At 68.9% G+C, this 21496-nt stretch carries 21 protein-coding genes; 12 read left to right on the top strand and 9 right to left on the bottom strand.

Annotation, left to right across the window (positions count from 1 at the left end; all coding sequences use genetic code 11):
- The first annotated feature begins 496 nt into the window (after positions 1-496).
- The 5 genes from EBN03_RS22555 (at position 497) to EBN03_RS22535 (ending at position 7619) form a co-directional block, all read left to right on the top strand.
- Complete coding sequence (locus EBN03_RS22555; RefSeq protein ID WP_122190107.1) at positions 497-1702, top strand: cytochrome P450; 1206 nt, start codon at positions 497-499, stop codon at positions 1700-1702.
- Positions 1703-1743: 41 nt separating this feature from the next.
- Positions 1744-3567, top strand: a complete 1824-nt coding sequence (locus EBN03_RS22550; RefSeq protein ID WP_122190084.1) for a non-ribosomal peptide synthetase — start codon at positions 1744-1746, stop codon at positions 3565-3567.
- Positions 3568-3609: 42 nt separating this feature from the next.
- Positions 3610-4998 carry an aldehyde dehydrogenase family protein gene (locus EBN03_RS22545; RefSeq protein WP_122190083.1) on the top strand — a complete coding sequence of 463 codons (1389 nt, stop codon included), beginning with the start codon at positions 3610-3612 and terminating at the stop codon, positions 4996-4998.
- A gap of 61 nt (positions 4999-5059) precedes the next feature.
- Positions 5060-6280, top strand: coding sequence for a ParB N-terminal domain-containing protein (locus EBN03_RS22540; protein WP_122190082.1), 1221 nt, complete (start codon positions 5060-5062; stop codon positions 6278-6280).
- A gap of 4 nt (positions 6281-6284) precedes the next feature.
- The gene (locus EBN03_RS22535) at positions 6285-7619 is read left to right on the top strand and encodes an aminotransferase class III-fold pyridoxal phosphate-dependent enzyme (protein ID WP_233608543.1); all 1335 of its coding nucleotides are present in this window, start codon (positions 6285-6287) and stop codon (positions 7617-7619) included.
- A gap of 98 nt (positions 7620-7717) precedes the next feature.
- Here the strand turns inward: EBN03_RS22535 and EBN03_RS22530 are convergent, their stop codons facing one another.
- From EBN03_RS22530 to EBN03_RS22505, 6 genes are all read right to left on the bottom strand, one after another.
- Positions 7718-7942, bottom strand: coding sequence for an MbtH family protein (locus tag EBN03_RS22530; protein ID WP_122190080.1), 225 nt, complete (start codon positions 7940-7942; stop codon positions 7718-7720).
- A gap of 89 nt (positions 7943-8031) precedes the next feature.
- Positions 8032-8781: a hypothetical protein gene (locus EBN03_RS22525; protein ID WP_122190079.1), complete on the bottom strand. Its 750-nt coding sequence runs from the start codon at positions 8779-8781 to the stop codon at positions 8032-8034.
- Positions 8778-9635, bottom strand: coding sequence for an ABC transporter ATP-binding protein (locus EBN03_RS22520; RefSeq protein ID WP_158675710.1), 858 nt, complete (start codon positions 9633-9635; stop codon positions 8778-8780). Before EBN03_RS22520 ends, EBN03_RS22525 begins: the two co-directional genes overlap by 4 nt.
- Positions 9632-9835 carry a PLDc N-terminal domain-containing protein gene (locus EBN03_RS22515; RefSeq protein ID WP_158675709.1) on the bottom strand — a complete coding sequence of 68 codons (204 nt, stop codon included), beginning with the start codon at positions 9833-9835 and terminating at the stop codon, positions 9632-9634. The genes EBN03_RS22520 and EBN03_RS22515 overlap by 4 nt, the downstream gene beginning before the upstream one ends.
- A 287-nt stretch (positions 9836-10122) precedes the next feature.
- Positions 10123-14910, bottom strand: coding sequence for a cation-translocating P-type ATPase (locus tag EBN03_RS22510; protein ID WP_122190076.1), 4788 nt, complete (start codon positions 14908-14910; stop codon positions 10123-10125).
- A 49-nt stretch (positions 14911-14959) separates the two neighbouring features.
- Positions 14960-15556: a DUF2267 domain-containing protein gene (locus EBN03_RS22505; RefSeq protein ID WP_122190075.1), complete on the bottom strand. Its 597-nt coding sequence runs from the start codon at positions 15554-15556 to the stop codon at positions 14960-14962.
- Between the two features lie 239 nt (positions 15557-15795).
- On the opposite strand from EBN03_RS22505, the gene EBN03_RS34640 reads away from it, so the two are divergent.
- The 3 genes from EBN03_RS34640 (at position 15796) to EBN03_RS35580 (ending at position 16471) form a co-directional block, all read left to right on the top strand.
- The gene (locus tag EBN03_RS34640) at positions 15796-16029 is read left to right on the top strand and encodes a CBS domain-containing protein (RefSeq protein WP_199742920.1); all 234 of its coding nucleotides are present in this window, start codon (positions 15796-15798) and stop codon (positions 16027-16029) included.
- Complete coding sequence (locus tag EBN03_RS34635) at positions 15957-16214, top strand: CBS domain-containing protein (protein ID WP_199742919.1); 258 nt, start codon at positions 15957-15959, stop codon at positions 16212-16214. The genes EBN03_RS34640 and EBN03_RS34635 overlap by 73 nt, the downstream gene beginning before the upstream one ends.
- A gap of 122 nt (positions 16215-16336) precedes the next feature.
- Positions 16337-16471, top strand: a complete 135-nt coding sequence (locus tag EBN03_RS35580) for a hypothetical protein (RefSeq protein WP_267899304.1) — start codon at positions 16337-16339, stop codon at positions 16469-16471.
- A 19-nt stretch (positions 16472-16490) separates the two neighbouring features.
- On the opposite strand, the gene EBN03_RS22495 is transcribed toward EBN03_RS35580, so the two are convergent.
- On the bottom strand, positions 16491-16940 hold the full coding sequence (locus tag EBN03_RS22495) for a MarR family winged helix-turn-helix transcriptional regulator (RefSeq protein WP_233608542.1): 450 nt from the start codon (positions 16938-16940) through the stop codon (positions 16491-16493).
- A gap of 120 nt (positions 16941-17060) precedes the next feature.
- On the opposite strand from EBN03_RS22495, the gene EBN03_RS22490 reads away from it, so the two are divergent.
- Both EBN03_RS22490 and EBN03_RS34280 read left to right on the top strand, forming a co-directional pair.
- Positions 17061-17516 (top strand): SPW repeat protein, encoded by a 456-nt coding sequence (locus EBN03_RS22490; protein ID WP_122190105.1) that lies wholly within the window; start codon positions 17061-17063, stop codon positions 17514-17516.
- An 89-nt stretch (positions 17517-17605) separates the two neighbouring features.
- A complete protein-coding gene (locus EBN03_RS34280; protein WP_158675708.1) occupies positions 17606-18040 on the top strand; it encodes a hypothetical protein in 435 nt (144 codons plus the stop codon).
- A gap of 237 nt (positions 18041-18277) precedes the next feature.
- Here EBN03_RS34280 and EBN03_RS22480 read toward each other — a convergent pair whose 3' ends face one another.
- Both EBN03_RS22480 and EBN03_RS22475 read right to left on the bottom strand, forming a co-directional pair.
- Positions 18278-19768: a molybdopterin-dependent oxidoreductase gene (locus EBN03_RS22480; RefSeq protein ID WP_122190073.1), complete on the bottom strand. Its 1491-nt coding sequence runs from the start codon at positions 19766-19768 to the stop codon at positions 18278-18280.
- Positions 19761-20171, bottom strand: a complete 411-nt coding sequence (locus tag EBN03_RS22475; protein ID WP_147471669.1) for an oxidoreductase — start codon at positions 20169-20171, stop codon at positions 19761-19763. The genes EBN03_RS22480 and EBN03_RS22475 overlap by 8 nt, the downstream gene beginning before the upstream one ends.
- A 261-nt stretch (positions 20172-20432) precedes the next feature.
- On the opposite strand from EBN03_RS22475, the gene EBN03_RS35195 reads away from it, so the two are divergent.
- The gene (locus EBN03_RS35195) at positions 20433-20837 is read left to right on the top strand and encodes a hypothetical protein (RefSeq protein WP_233608541.1); all 405 of its coding nucleotides are present in this window, start codon (positions 20433-20435) and stop codon (positions 20835-20837) included.
- A 66-nt stretch (positions 20838-20903) separates the two neighbouring features.
- Positions 20904-21482, top strand: a complete 579-nt coding sequence (locus tag EBN03_RS35190) for a hypothetical protein (protein WP_233608540.1) — start codon at positions 20904-20906, stop codon at positions 21480-21482.
- The last annotated feature ends 14 nt before the right edge of the window (positions 21483-21496 follow it).

Genomic DNA, 21496 nt, shown 5'->3' with positions numbered 1-21496 from the left:
CACTTTCCACGTCACGACCGGTTTTTCGCAAACCACAAAGTACAACGATCGCGATCCCGGACGGTAGCCGAATGGTTCCGCCCGGTTCCGAACACCGGACGCAAACTCCACATGAATACGCCGGTAAATCCGGGAATCATGCCGCTGGGATATGATGATGCAACTCGCCCGGGCGGCCGGAGATCCCCTGGTCGGCGCCCGGGAGCAGACCCGAGAGAGCTGCGGCGCCGGTGGCCGACTGCTCAAAATGCACAGTCGGCCAGGCGATCTCGCGGATGGCGGGTGCGCCGACCGCGGCCCCCGCTGTTCGTTGACCGCATCCGAAATGTGCCGATATCCTCACTTCCGCACTACCGGCATCCTCGACGAAAGTAGGGACCGAATCCGCGGCGACAGCCGTTACGTCGACCGCGCGTTTCGGTATTTCCTCGGGCAATTCGGTGACCCGACGGAGCCGGCGAGATGTCCCCGAATGCGCGAGAGCAGGTTGCAGCGGATGGAAACAGCACGTATCGACATTTCCGACCCGGAACTGTATCGAAGCGGGAACCCGGTACAGGAATGGGCGCGACTCCGCGCGGAGAGCCCCGTTTATTGGAACGAACGCCACGACGGTAGCGGCTTCTGGTCGGTTATGACCTACGCGCCCGCGCTGGCGGTCTACCGGAACAACGAGGATTTCAGTTCCGAATACGGTATGCGCCTGGACTCGGACCCGGCGGCCGTCGAGGCCTGCGCCGGAAAGATTCTGATCGTCACCGATCCGCCGCGCCATTCCCAGCTGCGCCGCGTCATGAACTCCGCCTTCGGCCCGCGCGCGACCGCGTCGCTGGCCGAGGCGATGCGCGAGATCATCGAGCCGCTGGTCGACGAGGCCCTGGAGAAGGGCACCGTCGACTTCGTCGGCGAGATCGCCGCCCAGCTGCCGGCCGCGATCATCTGCGAGATCATGGCCCTTCCCCAGTCGGAGCGGCACATGCTGGTGGGCCTGACCAGCCGGGTCTTCGGCGCCTCGGTGGACGGCAGCACCGGCTGCCCGGTGGACGAGATCGACAAGACCGCGGCCTCGTCGGAGATCTTCATGTTCTACGACGATCTGATCCACCACCGCCGCAAGCACCTCGGTGACGATGTGGTGAGCGCACTGTTGCAGGGCGAGATCGACGGCCGCAAGTTGACCGACGAGGAGATCATCCGCAACTGCGACGGCCTGCTCACCGGCGCGACCGAGACCACGCGCCACGCCTCCTCGCACGGCTTCCTGGCCTTGATCGAGAATCCGGACCAGTGGCAGCGGCTCAAGACCGGTGACGCCGAGGTCGCCACCGCGGTCGAGGAGATCCTGCGCTACACCAGCCCGGCCCTGCACTCGCTGCGCATGGCCAAGCGGGACGTGCTGGTCGGATCCCAGCAGGTCCGGGCCGGCGAGCCGGTGGTGGTGTGGAACACCTCCGCCAATCGCGACGACGCGGTGTTCCCCGACGGCGACCGCTTCGACGTCGGCCGCACCATCGGCCGGCACCTGGTCTTCGGTATCGGCGAGCACTTCTGCATCGGCGCCCCGCTGGCCCGCACCGAACTCACCGTGCTGCTGCGGACGCTGGTCGACAAGGTCCGTACGCCCGAGCTGGCGGGCGAGATCGAGCGGTTGCACTCGAACTTCATGTGGGGCCTGAACTACCTCCCGGTCGCACTGAGCTGAGCGCCCGGCGACCGCATCGATCCGACAGAAGGACAGACACCATGACGTCGAACATGACCGACATCATCGATTTCGAGTTCGAGCAGCTGAGTGTGCTCGCCGGCCACACCGCCGACTTCGACGCCGAATACAATCTGGCGCACCAGGTTTCGGCGATCGCCGCGCACTCGCCGGACGCGCCGGCCGTGCAGGCGCCGGACGGGGACTTCAGCTACGCCGAACTCGACCGCCACGCGAACCGGATCGCGGCGGCGTTGCGCGGCTACGCGGCCGGCCCGGAGGTGGCGGTCGGTGTCACCTTCGGGCGGTCGCGGTTCAGCGTGGCGACCATGCTCGCGGTGTGGCGGCTGGGCGCGGTGTACGTCCCGCTGGACCCGAGCCACCCCGACGACCGGGTGGCGGCGATCGCGGCCGACAGCGCGCTCGCGGTGATCGTGGCGCCGGAGGGGACGCTGCCGGTGTCCGGCGCGATCCCCCGCCTGGACCCGCGCAGCCTCGACGACGACTCCGACGGTCCGGTGAGTTTCGCTGCGGCGCTGCCGGATTCGGCCGCGTACACCATCTACACCTCCGGTACGACCGGCACCCCGAAGGGGGTGCAGATCACCTACCGCAACGTCGCCAACCTGGCGAACGCGCTGCGGCGGCTGGACCTGCCCGACGGCAGCGCCTGCGGCAACGTCGCGCCCTCCGGGTTCGACGCGTGGATCTGGTCGACGCTGCTGCCGCTGGCGGGCGGTCACGCCGTGGTCCTGCACGATCCGCTCGACGAACACAGCGAGAAGGTCTTCACCGCGCTGGACGCCATCACGGCGACCCCGTCGCTGCTGTCGGCCTACGACGCGATCGTGGCGGCCGGCGCCGGACCGCGGACCGTCGTCGTCGCCGGCGAGGCCTGCCCGCCCGCGCTGGCCGAGCTGTGGTCCTCGAACCGGCGCCTGATCAACGCCTACGGGCCGACCGAGGTCACCATCTGCGCAACCTGGGCGGACAGCGCGGCCGGCGACAGCCCGCTCACGATCGGCCGTCCGATCACCAATTACCGTGCGCTGGTTCTCGATTCGGAGCTGAAGCCGGTCCCGATCGGGGCGGAGGGGGAACTGTTCCTGGCCGGTCCCGGCGTCGGGCGCGGCTATCGCAACATGCCCGAGACCACCGCGGCCCGCTTCGTGGCCGACCCGCACGCGAGCGGGGCGCGCATGTACCGGACCGGCGACGTGGTCCGGGTGCACGACGACCGCACGATCGAGTTCGTCGGCCGCGCCGACCATCAGATCAAGATCCGCGGTTCGCGCGTCGAACTGAAGGCGGTCGAGACCGCGGCGGTCGGGGTCGCGGGCGTGCGGCAGGCGATCGCCTTCGGCATCCCCGAGGCCGTCGGCATGGCACTGGGCCTGGCGCTGGTGGTCGACGAGGGCGCGCCGGCCGATCTCGTCGCGGTGGTGCGCGCCGCGATGGAGGACACCCTGCCGGAGTTCATGATTCCGAGCACCTTCGTCTGTGTCGACGCCATCCCCCTGACCGTGAACGGTAAGGCGGATCTGGCCGCGCTGCAGCAGAGCTGCCTGCGCGAGTCCCCCGCCGGCGACACCACCACCGCCGCGGCGCCGGCGGACGATTTCGTCACGGCGACCGAGCTGGCGGTGGCGCAGGTGTGGTCGGACGTCTTCGACCGCCGGATCAACTCCCGCACCGCGCATTTCGTGGAGCTCGGCGGGCATTCACTGCTGGCTGCCCGGGTGGTCCGGGGCATCGGGCGCTCGCTGGGTGCCGCGGTGTCGGTGCGGGACCTGCTCGAGCACCCGACAGTCGCGGAATTCGCCGCGACCGTCGACCGGATCATCGCCGAAGCCGGCTCCCACTGATCCGCCCGGCGGCGGGGACTCTGATCTGAGGACTGGATCGACATGATGGACGAGATCGTCAGCGCCCGCGCGGCGCAACGTGAGTACGCACGGTGGTCGCAGGAGCGGGTCGACGATCTCGTCGCCGCCGTCGGCTGGCACTGTTACCGGGAGGACAACGCCCGCCGGCTCGCCGAAGTCAGTTATCTGGAAACACATTTCGGCAATACCGAGGATCTGTTCCGGCTGTACCGGCAACGGGTGCTCGGGATCCTGATGGACATGCGGGGGCACCGCACCGGCGGAGTCGTCGAGGAGAACCACGAGCTGGGTCTGGCGCGGCTGGCCAAACCGGTCGGCGTGGTCGCCGTCGCCGGGCCCGCGACGGCACCGGCCTCGGCGATCGTCTGCAACATCCTGCCCGTGCTCAAGACCCGCAACGCGGTGATCTTCACCTCCAATCCGCGCGCCCGGGAGGCGTCGGAGCAGACCGTCGCCCTGGTCCGGCAGGTGCTGGCCGACCAGGGGGCACCGGTCGATCTCGTTGCACACCTCGGCATTTCAGGCAAGGACGAAACGCGCCGATTGATGACCGCGGCCGATCTCGTGGTGGCCGTCGGCGGCGCCGGGACGGTCCGGCGGGCCTACACCAGCGGCACACCGGCCATCGGCGCCGGTGTCGGCAATCCGACCGTGATCGTCGACGAGACCGCCGATCCGGCGGTCGCGGCCCGGCACATCGCCGACGGGGCCGCCTTCAATCACGGCACCAGTTGCTCGTCGGAAAGCAATGTCCTGGTACACGAGTCGGTGCGCGGGGCTTTCCTCGAGCAGCTGTCCCGGTACGGCGCTCACGTGTGCGACCGGGCCGCATCCGCGCGCCTGGAGCGGGTGCTGTGGCCCGACGGCAGCACGCGCAACCGGGCACTTGTGGGTCTCACCGCGCGCCGGACCGCCGCCGCGGCCGGTTTCGACGCGGGTGCGGCCCACTTGCTCGTCGCCGGCTGTGACGATCCCACCGGCGACAGCCCGCTCCTGCTGGAGAAGCTGGCACCGGTCGTCACGGTCTGCGGGTACCGGGACTTCGGCGCGGCGGTGGCGGCGGTGAACACCATCCTGGACCGCTGCGGGGGCGGCCACAGTTGCGGTATCTACAGTTCGTCGGCCGAGCGGATCGCGACGCTGGCGCACGCGACGCGCACCGCGCGGGTGGTGGTGAACCAGTCGACCATGACCAACGCCGGAAGTTTCACCAGCGGAGTGCCGTTCACGACCACACTGTCGAGTGGGACCTGGGGCGGCTGCAGCCTATCGGAGAACGTCACCTGGCGGCATCTGCTCAACTACACGACGGTCACGCGCCCGATCGGGGCCCGGGTACCCGACGAGGCGGCGATCTTCGGCCGGCATCTGGACACGGTCGCGGGCTTCGAGCAGCTGTCCGCTCCCTGACGGCGGCGTTACCACCGGCGGGAACGCACTCCCCGGTCCACCGGAAACGAAAACAGACCAAATGGAATTGCGCGGGTTCCGACCGCGCTCGCCGCATTCCTGTGAATCGACTGCGGCGTCGGCGGCCATTCGTCCGCAACGAGTTGAATGCGTGCAACGTCTGCGTTACGGTCGGCGGCAGAGCCAGTGCAATGTCGGGCGCTGCCGCCCGACGGCTGAGGGAGGGCATTTGCACCACGACGGACAAACACTGACCAGTGTGCCCCATGCGGGCAATGATGTGTCGGTATACGCACCAGGATCGATCGATTCACTACCCTCGGTCCGACTTTCGATCTCGGAGATAGATTCCGTTGACTACGTCCGTCTCGGTGGAGTGTCCCAGCCGCACGTCCGCCATCTGGCCGAGCTCGACGTGGAGTTGCCACCCATCGTGGTCCACTCGAGCACGATGCGAGTTATCGACGGTGTGCACAGAATTCGGGCCGCGGTACTCCGCGGCGATACCTCGATCGAGGCCCGGTTGTTTACCGGATCCGAGGAGGAATGCTTCCTGCTCGCGGTCTATCTCAACTCCTCGCACGGACTTCCGTTGAGCCGCAGCGATCGCACCGCGGCGGCGATTCGCCTGGTCAGGACGCAGCCGGAGTGGTCGAACCGGGTCATCGCGGGGGTGGTCGGCCTCGCCCCGGGCACCGTCGGGAAGCTCCGGCAGGCGGCCGGGCAAATTGGACAATCGACCAAACGCCTGGGCCGCGACGGCCGGCTCCGGCCGGTCGACGGCATGGCCGCGCGCGAGCGGGTCGTCGAGCTCCTCGCCCGAACTCCGACCGCCTCCGCGCGCAGTATCGCCCGTGAAGTGGGAATATCCCATTCGACAGTTCAGGAAATCCGCCGCAGAATGGAGCGCGGCGAGGGCGACCGCGCTCCCGGAAATCCCGCGCTCGAACCGGGAAAATCCTCCGGGTATACGTTCGTCGAAAACCGCAAGAACAGTGCGGAATTACTTCGTAAACTCATCAACGATCCTTCGGTGCGATCCTCGGAATCCGGACGCCAACTCATCCGCTGGCTACACAACGGCAATGTGGTCGGCGAATGGCATACCCACCAGAATTCGGTTCCGGGGCAGTGGATCGGGGCCGTCGCCGAATTGGCTCGGACATTCGCCACCGAATGGAACGCCTTCGCCGACACACTGGACGGCGTCCCGCCGACCGGCGGCCCGGACCACCGCGCCGACCCCCTGCTGGCCCTGGTCTCCACCCCGGCCGAGCGGTGATCCGATGACGATGATCGACACCTACCGAGCCGATCGCCACGTCTTCCAGCCGTGGGGGGCGCAGGACGGCGGCGCCCGGCTCGAGATCACCGACGGCGCGGGCTGCTGGTTCTCCGACGCCGGGGGCACCCGCTACCTCGACCTCGCCTCCCAGCTGGTGTATCTCAATCTCGGGCACCGGCATCCGGCCCTGATCGATGCCGTCCACACCCAGGCCGACCGGCTCTGCGTGGTGGCGCCCACGTTCTTCAACGAGGTGCGCGACGAACTCGCGGCGGCACTGCTGGACATCTCGGGAACCGGAGCCGGCCGGGTCCTGTTCACCAACGGCGGCACCGAAGCCGTCGAGCACGCGGTGCGGATGGCGCGCGGGCACACCGGCCGCGCGAAGATCCTCGCGCACTACCGCTCCTATCACGGCGCGACCGCCGCGGCGATCTCCATCTCCGGCGACCCGCGCCGGTGGCCGAACGAGCCCGGGGTTCCGGGCGTCGTCCATTTCTCCGGTCCGTATACCTACCGTTCGGATTTCGACGCCACCGACGATGCCACCGAGTGCGAGCGCGCACTGCGCCACTTGGAGCGGACCATCGAATTCGAAGGGCCGCATACCGTCGCGGCGGTGATCCTGGAGTCGGTCGTCGGCACCAACGGGATCCTGGTGCCGCCGGACGGTTATCTGGCCGGGGTGCGGCGGCTGTGCGACCGGCACGGCATCGTCCTGATCTGCGACGAGGTCATGTCGGGGTTCGGCCGGGTCGGCGAGTGGTTCGCCTACCAGCGCTGGAACGTCCGGCCGGATCTGGTCACCTTCGCCAAGGGCGTCACGTCCGGCTACGTGCCGCTCGGTGGGGTGATCGTCGCCGAGCACATCGTCGAATCCTTCTCCGCCACACCGTTTCCCGGCGGATCCACCTATTCCGGCCATCCGCTGGCCTGTGCGGTGGGTGTCGCGTCGGTGGCCCAGATCGCCGCCGGCGACCTGCTGACCCGCGCCCGGACACTGGGCGCCACCGCGCTCGCCCCGGGCCTGCGGGCCCTACAGCAGCGGCATCCGTCCATCGGTGACGTGCGCGGCGCCGGGCTGTTCTGGGCGCTCGAGCTGGTCACCGACCGGGACACGAAGCAACCGTTGGCGCCGCTGCTCCCGGGCCGCGGCGGCACCGAGGCGATGGCCGCTGTGGCACAGTCGCTTCGCGAGCACCGGGTCTGGCCGATGATCGTCGCCAACCGGATCCATCTGGCACCACCGCTGATCGTCTCCGACGACGAAGTCGAATTCGCGCTCGGCGCACTGGATCACGCGCTGGATGTCGCCGACAGCTACTATCGAGCGTAACCCGGCCGGCGGATGTTCCGCCGGCCGGATCCCGTCCCGTAGAAACGAATGTGCCGGGCCTCCCGAAGGGAGACCCGGCACAGTCGTATTCGGTTTCGCTACACACCGGCCCGTTCGGCCATGGCCACGCGCAGGCTCTTCGGACGCATATCCGTCCAGTTCTCGGTGATGTAGTCGATGCAGGCCGCCCGGGACTCCTCACCGAATATCGACGTCCATCCGTTCGGGATCTCAGCGAATGCGGGCCACAAGGAATACTGCTCTTCCTCGTTGATCAGAACATAGAATCGGCCGTCTTCATCATCGAATGGATTGACGCTCACTGTATTTCTCCGTTCACAGCCGGGCGGAACTAACGCGGTACCGACACTAGCGAATTCGCGGTGCCACGACTACCGCCGGAGCGACCACTTCACGACCGGGCACGGCCGCTGTACCGAATGGGCCGCACCAGGGCGGCGACCACCGCCGCAACCGCCAGAGCCAGCAGCGGCAGCAGCGCCTTCGCCGCATCCGTCCAGGTCAACGAGACGACCGAAGGTGCCAGCGCCGAGGTGGGCAGGTACGGGCTGATCTTCGTGGCCGCCGCCGCGAACAGCCCGGCCGCCCAGACCGCACCCGCGATCCCGCCACCCCAGGCCGCCGACCGGGTGACCGCCGCCAACCCGGCGGTCAACGCCGAGAAAAGCACCAGGGCACACAATTCGACGGCCAGCGGCCCGAGTGCGGGCCGGATCTCCAGGGTCCCGAACGAGGCCCAGGTTTCGTACAGCGCGCAGATCGCACCGGCCAGCGCGACGGCGGTCACGACCACCAGCGACATGACCATTCGGGGAACATACAGCGCCCGAGGTGATTCCGTGCGGGTGAAATAGAAGATGCCCAGCGGCGTCTCCCGCCGGATTCCGCACACCTGACACACCATGACGATGCAGATCACTCCGCCGAGCTGACTGCTCTGCTTGATGTAACCCTGTAATCCGTCGCGCCATTCGGGTTGCTTGATCACCTGAAGTCCCGAGGAACTTCCGATCAGATCCGGCAGATGCTTGGTCAGCAACGGTGCGGTGACCCCGACGAAGATCATCACCACCAGCAGGGCGAGCGCCCGCCGGGAGCGGATCCAGCGGTACCATTCGATACGAAAATCGTTCGTGTTCATGACTTTTCCCCTACCGGTTCGGGTGTGTCCCCGATCGCCGCGAAGAACGCCTCCGACAGTGAGGGCAGATCGGTGCGGATCTCGTCGATCTGCCCGGCCTCGCTCGCCGCGGCCGACAGCAGCGACTCCCATTCCGGCTTGGCCGCCTTCCGGACGCGTCCGTCGGCGAACCGCACCTCGATCGTCGGGTCCGAGGCATGCTGCTTGAGGAAGTCCTCGGTGCGGCCGGAATACACCGTCTCGCCGCGGTTCAGGACCAGGATCTCCTGGGTCAGGTCCTCGACGTCGGCGAGCAGGTGACTGGAGAACACGACGGTCCGGTGCTCACCGAGGGTGCGGATCAGATCGAGCACCGTCTGCCGGCCCTCCGGATCCAGTGCGCTGGTGGGCTCGTCGAGGATGAGGACCTGGGGGTCGCGCACCAGCGCCGCGGCGATGCCGAGACGTTGCAGCATGCCGCGGGAGAAACCCGCGGTCCGCCGGTGCCCGGCCCGGTCCAGCCCGACGATCCGCAGCGCGTCGGCCGGCGCGTACGCGGTCTCCCCCGCGACGTGCCCGCCGAGCGCGGCCGACTGCGCCAGCACCTCGGTGGCGGTCAGCCACGGCTCGAAACCCGGTGTGTCCGGGCAGAATCCGATCGCGTCCCGTCCGATCGGGATCTCGATCGAGCCCGCGTCCAGTTCCTGCAGCCCCAGAATCGAGCGGATCAGGGTGGTCTTGCCGGCACCGTTGAGGCCGATCAGGCCGACCACTCCGGTGCCGTCGAGGGACCAGTTCACATCCCGCAGCGCCTGGAAGTCACCGAATCGGACACCGGCGCCGCGAACTTCGATCCGGGGGTCGACAGTGGTCACCGCTCCACCGCATCGTCGCGGCCGCACACCAGGTAGACGATGCCGCCGATCGGCATGACGAGCAGTACCAGCAGCGCCCACACCGCTTTGGGCAAGAACTTGGTGGCGCGGACCCGGTAGATGCTGGTCCAGCAGTACGCCACGAAGGCGACTTCCAGGACCAGAACCGGGATCAGCGCCGCCAGCGAGACATTCGACATGGTCTTCATCCTCTGCGTCTTCACATGTTGCCGGACGTCAACTTCCATCACCTGAAATGGATGCGCACCGCGCACCAGCCGACCGCGCACATTCGCACCTTTGCGCCTGCCCGCCGTTCGTACTATCAGAGTGATATCACGACAGTAGCACGCACCGGCAGTGGACGACAGTGCGATCCGACCACTCCGACCACCCCCGGACCCGGCTCGGACGCGGTCGAACAACTCGGTCGAGCCGGGTCCCGTCCCGCTACCGCCCGGTGTGCGCCGGCCGCGGCGGCTTCACGTCATTCGGTTCCGTCCGGGCCGGGCAGCAGCGCCGGTAGTCGCTGCGCCACAGCGGTTCCCACCGCCGTCGCGGTCAGGGCCGTGGCCCAGCCCAACGGTCCCAGCGGTCGGCAGCCGAAATAGGTGTTCAAGCCCGGTGTCATGACAATCGTGACGAGGACGACGCCGCTGCCGAGAGTCGTCAGCCAGACCAGCGGGCTGCCCCGCCCGGACAGCAGGGTCTGGCCGAGCTGGGTGCCGACGAGCGAGACCAGGCCGACGGTGGCGGCACGGCGCCGGGTGCCGGTGTAGCGGGCGACCGTCCAGGCGGCCGACGCCCCGACGGCGGTGGCGATACCGCGGACACCCACGGTGCGGGCGAGATCGGTCGCCGACGCCGCGGGCGGGATGAAGGCGAGTTCCGCGGTCCGGCGGACCGCGCGATCGGACACATCCGTGCCGTCGCCGTCGCCGTCGACGCGGCTGCGGTCCTCGGCCAAGGCGAGCGCGAGGGCGGGAAACATATCGGTCAGCATGTTGACCAGGAGGAACTGCCGGGTCGTCATCGGCGCGCGTCCGGCCACCGCGGTCCCGTACAGGGTGAACCCGACCTCGCCGGCATTGCCGCCGACCAGCACTCCGACCGCGTCGGACACCCGCTGCCACATGCTGCGGCCCTCGACCAGCGCGTCGAGCAGCACCAGCGGCTCCGGCTCGGTCAGCACCAGATCCGCCGCGTTCCGTGCCGCCACCGAACCCCGTGCGGCCAAACCGATTCCGATATCCGCGGAGCGAATCGCCGCGGCGTCGTTGCTGCCGTCGCCGGTCATCCCGACGACGTGCCCGGCCCGGCGCAGCAGCGCGACGATCCGGACCTTGTGCTCCGGGTCGACCCGGGCGAAAACCGTACTGCGGCCGATGAGCGCGGACTGTCCGGCCTCGTCGAGCTCGTCCAGGTCCGCACCGGTGGTCACCCGGTCACCTCCGATACCGAGTTGCCGGGCGATCGCCGCGGCCGTCGCGGGATGATCGCCGGTGATCATCCGGACACCGATTCCGCTGTCCTGCAACGCTTTCACCAGTTCCACGCTGTGCGCCCGGGGCGGATCGGCCAGGCCGACGAACCCGAGCAGCGTGAGGTGGTCGACCTCCTCCTCGATGTCCCGCGGTCGCTGCCGCAGATCGCGGCGGGCCACGACGAGCACGCGCAGACCCTGTGCCGCGAGATCGAGCACGGTCCGGCGAACCTGTTCGCGCTGTTCGGCACCCAGCGGACGGCGATCACCGGCCGAATCACGGATCCCGTCACACCGCGGGACGACTACTTCGGGGGCCCCCTTCACGTACACGCGCAGTGTGCTGTCGGTTCGCCCGACCGTTGCCGCGTAGCCGCGGTTGGATTCGAAGGGCAGCTCGTCGACCCGCTCCCACTGTCCCGGGTCGTCGCTGAGGAATTGCCGGCCGGCGTCGAGTACGGCCCGATCGGTCGCGTGCCGGGCCGGGCCGTCGCGGGGGTCGGGGCAGGCGCGCACGGCGGCCCGCAACAGCCGTCTCGAGTCCGGAGATTCGTCATCGACCGACCATTGGTCCCAGGGGTCGGCGAGAGCGGTGAGTCGCAGGCGGCCCTCGGTCAGGGTGCCGGTCTTGTCGAAACACAAGGTGTCGATCCGGCCCAGCGCCTCCACGGTCCGGCTGGCCCGCACCAGGATTCCGTACCGGGCCAGCCGGCGGGCCGCCGCGAGCTGGGCGAGCGTGGCGACCAGCGGTAGTCCTTCCGGAACCGCGGCCACCGCGACGCCCACACCGTCGGCGATCGCGCGCCGCAGGATTCGGCCCCGCATCCCACCGAGCGCGGTCACCGCCCCGCCCGCGCCGATCGTGAGCGGCAGCACCCGATCGGTCAGGGACCGCAATTGCGCCTGCACTCCCCCGCTGTCCGGCGGCGCGGCTCCCGTCCCGGCGCGGCCGGCCTGGGTGTCGCGGCCGGTGGCGACGACCACCGCCCGGCCCGCGCCGTTGACCACGGTCGATCCGTCGAACACCATGCACGCGCGATCACCGAGCGGAACACCGGGTGTGGCGTCGACCTGCTTGTCGACGGTGGTCGACTCGCCGGTCAACGCGGATTCGTCCAGTTCGAGACTGTCGGCTGCCAGGAGGCGAGCGTCCGCCGGCACGACGTCGCCGGCGCGCAGCACGATGATGTCGCCTACCGTGAGCAACTCGGCCGGAACGGTTTCGGCCGGCGGGTCGTCCCGGTCGAGGTCGTCGCGACGCAGCACCCGCCCGGTGCGCTGTTCCCGTTCGATCATCCGCTGTAACGCCCGTTCGGCGCGTTGCCGTTGCAGGGCGGAGACGACCGCGTTGGCGGTCAGCACCGACGACAGCAGGAACGCGTCGCCCGGTGAACCGAGCATGGCGGTCGCCAGCGCGCCGACACCGAGGATCGGGGCGAGCGGATCGGACAGTTCACGGCGGACCGTGCCGGCGAAGTCCGAGATCGCGCGCACACCCGGCGGAGCCGGTATGCGCGAACGCCTTTCGGCTGCGGATCGTTCCGGCGGCGGTGGGGGTGCGGGCAGGCGGCCGAGCACCTCGCCGGGTTCCAGCGCGTGCCACGGCAACAGCCGGGCCGCGGGTCCGGCAGGTCTGCCGGCTCCGGCCCGCACGCCCGCCACCGCGCCGCTGACCAGCGCACCCACGTTCGCCGCGACCAGGGGAGCGGAATCGGCGGCCCTGCCGCGTGTGGTGGCGAGCAACAGTCCGGCAAGTGCGCACCCCGACAGGGCGAGGGTGCGGCCCCGTTCGCTCACCTGGCGGGCCGGACCGATCGCGTTCAGGATGCGCTGGGCCTGCGCCAGGTCACGGCACAGCAGGTCCGCGCTCCAGGGCACCGTGAGTTCGTCTCCGTCGAACCGGGCCAGCCCGATCCCGATATCGGCCCAGTCCAGGGCCTGCTGGCTGTGCACGCCGAGCAGCGCCACGACGTGGCCGTCGCGCTGCAGATCGCCGATCAGGGTGCTGGACGGCTCGGCCGCGGGCACGAATCGGTCGGCGAGCGACCGCAGTTCACCGACGTCCTCGGCGCCGGTCAAGACCACGAGCACGCCGGCGGCGCGAGCGGCGGCCAGGATCGAATGCGCGCGCGGATCGAGTTCCCGGCCGACCAGGGCGCGGCCGAGAATCTTTGCCCCGGAGCGTAATTCGTGCCAGGCGGGGCCGTGCTCCGTCGTGCGGCACTCGGATCCGCACCGGGTGCAGATCCAGCGCGGGCCCGACGCGCTGCCGCTCTCATCGCCCGATGCGCGGCCGCTCTCGCCGCCCGATGCGTCGCAGCTCTCGTCGTCCGATGCGCGGCCGCTCTCGTCGTCCGATGCGCGGCCGCTCTCGCCGTCCGATGCGCGGCCGCTCTCGCCGTCCGACGCGCCGCCGCTCTCGCCGTCCGACGCGCTACCGCTCTCCTCGCCCGATGCGCTACCGCTCTCGCCGTCCGACGCGCCGCCGCTCTCGCCGTCCGACGCGCCGCCGCTCTCGCCGTCCGACGCGCTACCGCTCTCCTCGCCCGATGCGCTACCGCTCTCGCCGTCCGATGCGCCGGCCAGCCGTTGCGCCTCCGACCACACGTACGCGGTCGAGGTCCCCGGATCGGTCGATTCGGCCTCGAGCACGATTCGCCGCGACGTCAGCAGGGCCTCACCGGCCACGACGACCGCGCTGAGCCGGTCCAACCGGCGCCAGGCCGCCGGGTGCAGGGTCAGTACCCCGGCGCGAGCCAGCAGGGTCGACACCGTCGCGGCGTAGACCTCCCGGCTCGCGCGGGCGGCCTTGGGCGCTCCCAGCTCGACCGCCGACACGGCCCGGCCGAATCGCCCAGCCAACGCGAAACCCGTTGCGCCCAGCAAACTTCCGGTCGCGGTCTCGGCCGCCACCCGCTCCACCGGACCGGGCGGAAGCGGGATGGGCCGCTCGTGCGCGCGCAGCGGCACCCGAGCCTCCGACTGGGCCCGCCGCGCGTCGGTGGCCTCCCATTCCCGCCACCGCAGATACGACCCGGCCGCCTCCAACATGGTGAATCCCCGCTGCGCCGTATCGAGTACGAGCATGGACACCGATTCGCCGGCCGCGCCGCCGACCGCGGTCGCGAGTGTCACCACCAGATCGGTGCGGACCCGGCCGAGGACCGCCTCCATCCGGGTACGAGCCAGTGGCTGGCTGTCGATCAGCAGACCGGCGCTGCGCAGCCACCGCAGCGGGCCACCGCCGGGCAGGAACCAGCCGATCATGGCGAACCCGACCGCGGTGGCATCGGTTGCCAACTGAATTCCCGCCGCCAACAACGGTTCCCGATCCGCAGGGTGCTCCACCGCGCGGTCCCACGTCCGGTCCGCCACATCCGCGCCGGCCTCGGCCGCGGCGATCGTGGCGATCAGTTTCGCCAAACCGGTGTCGACATCGCCCAACCCGGCCACCAGGCGTCCGGTCACCGCGTTGATCCGCCACCAGCGCACGGAGCCGATCCGGCTCAGGCGCGCCTCGAGCGCGGCGGCGACCCGGGCGCTGTCGGCACCGGACAGGCCGCGCACCTCGACCCCGACACGATTCTGTTCGATATCGACTCGCCGCTGGTGCCGCTGCGGCCGGAAGTCGGCGAGCGTCCGGAGATCGTCGCGCATCCGCCGCCCGATCCCGGGAACCGTCACCTCGACCACGCGACTCGCGACGTCGACACCCCGGCCGGCCGCCCGCACCGGCAGTACGACGGTGGCGGTGCCGAGGTCGACTCCCGTACGCAGGGCTCCGGTCGCCACGGCTACCGGAGCTCGGACCCACCAGCGCGCCATGATCGCCCCCGGGTGCCTACCAGCTGTTTCCAGCCGGATCCCGATCGCGGCCGGCCTCTTCCCGGCAGCGGCCCGACGCATCCGGGAACTCGCCGTGCCCGGCCACCGTGGTGATCGGCCCGGTCCGGACAGCGCTCGGGCTCGGGCTCGGGCTCGGGCTCGGGCTCGGGCTCGGGCTCGGGCTCGGGCTCGGGCTCGGGAAACCGGTACGGGACTGGTCCGCCGTGCTCACGGCCTCGGCCTCCGCGCTGGTCAGCAGATCCACGACGTCGGCGCGCAGGAGCGCGGTGAGGTCGCCGACGAGGTTCGGCTCGTAGATCCGCAGACTGTTCAGCACCGCCCGGATCAAGCGACGGGCACGGTCGGGCGGAAGGTCGAGACGCCAGCCGACCTCGGCCACGGCGGTGGTGAAGTCGACCCGCCGGGGCCGGTCGTTTTCATCCATCGCTGGCTCGAGCAGTTCCGGCAACCGTTCGGCGTACCGTTGCCGGAGCTGGGCCGGCAAACAGTGCGCGAAGGTGGCCAGAACCGCGATCACCGCCCGGTCGGCCTGTTCCGCGGTCTGCAGACCCGCCGCCCGTTGTACCGAATCGACCAGCTCGCGATATCTCATGACAGTTCCCGACGCCCGCTGTCGCCCGGAAACCTCGATCCAGCGGCTGAGGCTGCTTTGTCCGGCGGACAAATTCGTGGGCGATCAGCGAGCGAATTCCCGACCAAAGTCCGGCGAAACGGACCCGCCGGAATACGGCCGACGCGATCCGCGCGAACCACCACGAGTCGACGACTCGCCGGACCCTTCGTGGGTAGTCGCCCAGTGCACATCCCGACCTGTCCACGAGGAGGATTCCGATGACTCGATATGTGCGTGACCTGATGACCGACCACCCGGTGTCGATGGCGGCGGACAGGCCGGTGCGCGAAGCGGCCCGCGCGATGCGCGACGGGGAAATCGGCACGGTGCTGGTCGTCGATGGTGACCGGATCCAGGCATCGTCACCGATCGCGACCTGGTGGTCCGGGCGCTCGCCGACCGCGACGACCTCTCCCGCTGCTGCCTGGGTGACGTCTGCAGTACGCATCTGATCACCGCGGCACCGGACGAAGAAGTCGACGAGGCCATCTTCCGGATGCGGGACGGTGCCGTGCGGCGGATTCCCGTCGTCGACAACGGGCGCGCCGTCGGAGTGTTCTCCATCGGCGACGCCGCCATCGACCGCGACGAGCATTCCGCACTCGCCGATATCAGCGCCGCCCCGGCCAACACCTGAGCCGGGCCGGGATCAGGTCTACAAAAGGCCCGGAAACGCAATGTCAAGGGCCGCTCGACGATGAACAAGAAACTCGCGCGCGCAGCGCGCAGACACACAGCGAGGATGGGTGGGCCACGATTATGGAACTGTTGCTGCTACTGATCGTGCCGGTGGTCGTCGCGGTCGTGGTGGTCCGGCACCGCGCGGGCCGACGCGCCGCCGGGGCCGACACGACGACGGGTAATCCGCCGGGCAAGCGATTCGACGATTCGTAGACACTCTCGCGGACACAGCTCACCCGGCCTCCGGGATGGCCGCGGTCAAGTCGGTCAATGTGTCGACGAGCGCGGCCACTTGCCCGAGCTCTTCGAGGTGGGCGGCACTGAGCTGGGCGAGGGTTCGCCGGCCCGCCTCGGTCAGGGTGAGGCGGACGACGCGGCGGTCCTTGCCGTCCTCCCGGTTGCGGGCGACGAGGCCGGCTTGTTCGGTGCGATCGATCAGCTGCACCACGCTGTGATGGCGGGCGCAGAGATAGTTCGCGATCTCTCCGATACTGGGCCCAGCGGGGTCGAGATGGCCGCGAATCGCCAGCAGCAGTTGATGCTGAGCACCGGTGAGTCCCGCATCGGCGGCTCGGTGTTCACTCCAGCGCAGGAACCGCCGCAGCTCGGTGCGAAAGGCCAGCAGGCTCGAGTATTGCCGGTCGGTGGGCGGGGTGGGCTGCGCCATCGACTCATATATCATGGAGTGATATTATCATGACATGACGTATGGACCGGCGATCGGGCTCGGTCGCATGTCCCCCGCCATCTCGGCCGTCGGGTTCCAGCGCCTTCACCGCGCGTCCGAAAGGTGGTGGCGGACATGGCTACCGATGCCATGAACATGAGCCTGCATCCCGACATCGTGGAACTGCGGGCCAAGCACGAGAAGTACGAACTCGCCGCGGAGAAACCGACCGCTCAAGTGGTCACGGGCCTGACGTTCCTGACCGGGCTCTTCATCGCGGCCTCCGCGTGGATCGTCGGATTCACCCGGTTCCCGACCCTGACCGTGAACAACCTGATCGTCGGGGTAGCAACTGCGGTGCTGGCGCTGGGATTCGCCTCGATGTACGGGCGGTTCCACGGCATCGGCTGGGTTGCTCCGCTATTGGGTGTATGGATGATCATCACGCCGTGGGTGGTCAGCGGCGATGTCGCCCGTACGTCGACGATCTGGACCAACGTGGTGACCGGTGTCCTCGCCCTGCTGCTCGGATTGGCCTCGATGACTGTCGGCATGCGCCGGATCACCATGAACACGCGCCGCGCCCGCTGATACCGGGTTCGGTCGGCAGCTCGCATTCACGCGGATGAGGTGGTCGCCTCCCGCGGCGATGTCGGCTTGCCCGGCGGAAAGGCGACACGATGACTCACCGACATACAGGACGACGGTGGCTGGCCGAGGCCGCGCTGACGACCGTAGCGATAACGGCGCCGGTGACCGCCGTCGCCCCCGCTGCCGTCTCGGCGACGGTGCATATCGATCTGTCCGGGCACGGAGGCGTCGGTAGCGCCCAAGCGGTGCCTCCGCCCGCGCCTGTCCCGCCGCACGGTTGCGACAACAACGACTGTGGCAGCGGGGGAACCGGAACGTGCGGCGGAACCGGTGGCGGCTGCGGCAACAACGGCGGGACCTGCGACAACGACGACACCAGCGGGACCTGCGACGGAAACGACAACGGCAACGGCGGAACAGGTGGGGGCCCGGGGACCGCCAGCGGTTTCATCGGTTACGCCGCGGCACTGCACCACATTCCGCTGTCCTGGTCTCTGACAGAAAGAGCCGGCGCGCCAGAGTGATGCCGGTATGCCGACTCGGGCAATCCGGATCGGTACAAGTGAGTGCGATCAGGTACGCATCGGGATCCGCACTGCGGAAATGGAATCCGAGATACAAGGCGTCACCGACCACGAACCGATCGTTGCCGCAGTTGTGGCACACGCCGCCGCGGCGGCGCACCTGCTCCAGCACCCGCGACTTCTCGCCGGAATCCAGCACGACGTTCTCCGGACGCGGCGGCAGACCGGCGCCGCCCATCAGATCTCGACGTCCTTGTCGAAGTAGACGTTGTCTTCACGCCAGCCGCCCATGCCGAAACCGATCGCCGAATAGTCGGAGACGAATTCGATGCGCTCGATCCACTTGGCCATCTTGAATCCCACCTGGTTCTCGACGCGCAGCCGAAGCGGCGCGCCGTGCTTGATCGGCAGCGGCTCACCGTTCATCTCGTACGCCAGCAACGTCTGGGGGTGATCGGCGAGTTCGAGGTCGACGACCTCGTAGAAGTGACCCGTACCCTCCGCGCTCGGCTCGTCACGGCCGGTGTCCTGCATGGTCATGAAACAGATGTACCGAGCGTCGGGCAGCGGCCGCACCATCGAGACGAGATCACGCAGCGGCAAGCCACCCCACTCACCGATACTCGACCAGCCCTGAATGCAGTTGTGCAGGACACGCTGTCGTTGTGGAGGACGCAGTTCGCGCAACTCGTTCAGGCTCAGAACGAGCGGGTTCTCCACCAGTCCCCCGACTTCGAGTCGCCAATCGGCGAAGTTGTGTACCGCCATCAGTTTGTACTGGTCGCAGTCGGGCGGCTTTCCGTTCACGCGGTGCTCGGCGGATAGCTTCTCCGGCGGGTAGTGCTGCCTCGACCGCATCGGCCGCAGCAACCACCGCCGGGCACGGGTCACCGGCGCGCCGAGCACCCGCTGCACCGATCGAGGATTCCGCAGGCTCCACACCGTTGCCGCGACGTGGACGGCGACGATCACCGCCACGATGACCAGTGACAGCGCGATCGCCCAGCCGGTGTCGCGGATATGCCCGAAGATCATCAGCGCGTTGAGCCGCCCCCAGTTCCAGCACACCACCATCGCGAGGTGGACGACGATGAACCCGACGAAGGCGATCAAGCCCAGGAAATGCAGGCTCCGCGCCCACTGACGCCCGCCCCACAACCGCACGTACCAGGGGAACCGGCCCTCGATCGCGGGCGATTGCGCCGCACCCGTGAGGATCTGAAACGGCGCCAGAATGAAAACCACTCCCCCGTAGGCGAGCTTCTGCAGCGCGTCGAGCGGCTCACCGGGCAGCAGCGGCGGGAGGTTGAAGCTCAGGTAGGTGACGATGTCGTCCCACGCTTGGGGAAACAGCGACCAGGACGTCGGAATGTAGCGTCGCCATTGGCCGGTGGCGAACAACAGAACGTAGTACGCGGCACCGACCAGAACCCAGCCGATCACGCTCACAAAATGCCAGTGCCTACCCATGCCGAGTTGTTTGTGACCGGGCAGCGCGACGAGCGAGGAATAGCTCTCCTCCTCGTCCAAGGTGTCGTAGAGCTTGCCGGTCGGCATCGTCTTGCGGGTGAACCGCGCCCACTCGGTGCCCGGCCTGCTGTCCTCGCGCCGATACAGTTTCGGATGGGTGGCCAGGATCTCGACGCCGCTGCGGATCAGCAGTGTCACGAAAAGCACGGTGAGCCAGTGCTCGATGCGCAGCCAGGCCGGGTAATCGAGTTCAGTCATGCCAATCTCGCTTCCGTGGATGGGCGACATTGATACCCAGCAGTACCGACACCCACACCGCCAGGAACAGCGCGGCGCACAGCAACGCGACGGTGCCCGGCGTGAAATCCCACCGATACTTCACGGCCGGCAACCCGGGCAGCCCCGTGAGCCGTGAGAGGACATACCCCACCAGAAACACCGCGGACACCAGGCCCGCGAGCAGCCAGCCCCGATCCGCGAAGCGGCCGAGCGCCATCATGACCGCCGCGAATATCCACCCGGCGCTGAGGACGACGAAATAGGCCGTGAGGTAGCCCGGAAGCCCGGTCTCGGTACCGAGCAGATAGAGGTGCACAGCGGCCGCGCCCAGGAGCGACGCCATTCCCAGCGCGGTGGTGACCCCGGGCAAATCGAATGCCACATAGCGGTGCACCGTCAACAGTCGATACGTCCTGGTTCCACGAAAAAGTTGCACCACAACCGTTCCCATCAGTCGCGGAATAGTTCTCGAGAAACGCGCCTGGACCGGATGCCGCTGGACGTCCACGTGCTCCGCCATATGGAATCATGTGGCTGAAAGCGACCCTCCGGATACTACAACCCGCGTCGTCGCTCGATTCGCAGGCGAGGACTGTTCGCCGGTATTCGTCGCGGCGGCGTGGGGGCTACGTAAGGAGCGGTGATGACTGTGCACAAATGGGCCTCGATTGTCGCCGCCACGGCGGTCACGATGACCGCGGCGGTGGGCTGCGCGGCCCCCGGTTCCGAACTCGAAGCAGCCGAAGCCGTCCGTGTGCAGCAGATCGGCGCGGCGATCCGTGAGCCGGTGTACTCCTATCGTGACCACGTCCTGCTCGGACTCACCGATGATCGGCGGATCGCCAGAATCGACGTGTCGTCGCCCGCGACTCAGGCGCCCACCGCCGTCTCGGCGCCGTTTTCCGATCTCGGGTCCAACCTGGTGATCAGCCCGCTGCACGACACGACGGTGCTGGTAGCACGGCCCGAGCGTGGGCAGGTGGCAGCGGTCGACATCGGGAACCTTTCCGAGACAGGCGCTTTCGAGGCCGGACCCGCACCGTCGTAACTCGGCCTCGAGTCCGGCGCCCGGGTACTGCTAGCGCTGTCATCCGACGGTTCCACCGTGACTCCGGTGGAGCTGCATCGAAACATCCGGTTGTCGTCGACTCGTGTCGACGCCGGACCCGGCGCCACCGTCCGCGGCGCGAACCGCGGCCGGCAACTCGAATTCCACGTGGTCGGCCCCGGCGGTGTCACGCACTACGAGGGCGAGAGCCCGCCGGCCGAGCGGACCAGCGCCCTGGATGTCGGCGTCGTCGCGGCCGCCGGCGACGGGACCAAGGTCTCGCGGGTGTATGTCGCCGAGCGGGACTCCGATCGCCTGCTGGCCGTCGACGAACAGTCCGACAACGAGAGTCTGCGCGTGGTCGGTTCCGCGGCGCTCGGTGAGCCGATTCGCTACCTCGCCACCGACGACACCCGGATCTACGCCGTCACCGAGCAGCGTGTGACGGTGCTCGAGACCCGCAGCTTCGAGGGCTACACCGCCGGGGTGATCCCGGTGATCCGGACCTTCGACTTCCGTGCTGCGCTACCGGAAGGGCCGGCCAGATCCGCGCCCGTGTCGGGGATCGCCGCCGGCAACGACCGGGTCTTTGTCACCGTGTCCGGCCAGCCGTATGTCGTAGCCGTCGCGAAACCACGCCTATAGCACGGGAGGGACAT

Origin of the sequence: Nocardia stercoris (assembly GCF_003696265.1) — a bacterium.
GTDB classification, from domain to species: Bacteria; Actinomycetota; Actinomycetes; order Mycobacteriales; family Mycobacteriaceae; genus Nocardia; species Nocardia stercoris.
Note: the sequence above shows the minus strand (reverse complement) of the source record. Positions and strands in the feature narration are given on the sequence as shown.

What these genes read in the sequence shown, in the direction of transcription:
- EBN03_RS22525 (WP_122190079.1), bottom strand. Translation starts at nt 8,781, where the DNA reads ATGAACACGAACGATTTTCGTATCGAATGGTACCGCTGGATCCGCTCC.
- EBN03_RS34640 (WP_199742920.1), top strand. Translation starts at nt 15,796, where the DNA reads ATGACTCGATATGTGCGTGACCTGATGACCGACCACCCGGTGTCGATG.
- EBN03_RS22555 (WP_122190107.1), top strand. Translation starts at nt 497, where the DNA reads ATGGAAACAGCACGTATCGACATTTCCGACCCGGAACTGTATCGAAGC.
- EBN03_RS22480 (WP_122190073.1), bottom strand. Translation starts at nt 19,768, where the DNA reads ATGACTGAACTCGATTACCCGGCCTGGCTGCGCATCGAGCACTGGCTC.
- EBN03_RS22540 (WP_122190082.1), top strand. Translation starts at nt 5,060, where the DNA reads ATGGAATTGCGCGGGTTCCGACCGCGCTCGCCGCATTCCTGTGAATCG.
- EBN03_RS22535 (WP_233608543.1), top strand. Translation starts at nt 6,285, where the DNA reads ATGACGATGATCGACACCTACCGAGCCGATCGCCACGTCTTCCAGCCG.
- EBN03_RS22545 (WP_122190083.1), top strand. Translation starts at nt 3,610, where the DNA reads ATGATGGACGAGATCGTCAGCGCCCGCGCGGCGCAACGTGAGTACGCA.
- EBN03_RS22515 (WP_158675709.1), bottom strand. Translation starts at nt 9,835, where the DNA reads ATGTCGAATGTCTCGCTGGCGGCGCTGATCCCGGTTCTGGTCCTGGAA.
- EBN03_RS22550 (WP_122190084.1), top strand. Translation starts at nt 1,744, where the DNA reads ATGACGTCGAACATGACCGACATCATCGATTTCGAGTTCGAGCAGCTG.
- EBN03_RS35580 (WP_267899304.1), top strand. Translation starts at nt 16,337, where the DNA reads ATGGAACTGTTGCTGCTACTGATCGTGCCGGTGGTCGTCGCGGTCGTG.
- EBN03_RS35195 (WP_233608541.1), top strand. Translation starts at nt 20,433, where the DNA reads ATGACTGTGCACAAATGGGCCTCGATTGTCGCCGCCACGGCGGTCACG.
- EBN03_RS34280 (WP_158675708.1), top strand. Translation starts at nt 17,606, where the DNA reads ATGACTCACCGACATACAGGACGACGGTGGCTGGCCGAGGCCGCGCTG.
- EBN03_RS22495 (WP_233608542.1), bottom strand. Translation starts at nt 16,940, where the DNA reads ATGATATATGAGTCGATGGCGCAGCCCACCCCGCCCACCGACCGGCAA.
- EBN03_RS22490 (WP_122190105.1), top strand. Translation starts at nt 17,061, where the DNA reads ATGGCTACCGATGCCATGAACATGAGCCTGCATCCCGACATCGTGGAA.
- EBN03_RS22505 (WP_122190075.1), bottom strand. Translation starts at nt 15,556, where the DNA reads ATGAGATATCGCGAGCTGGTCGATTCGGTACAACGGGCGGCGGGTCTG.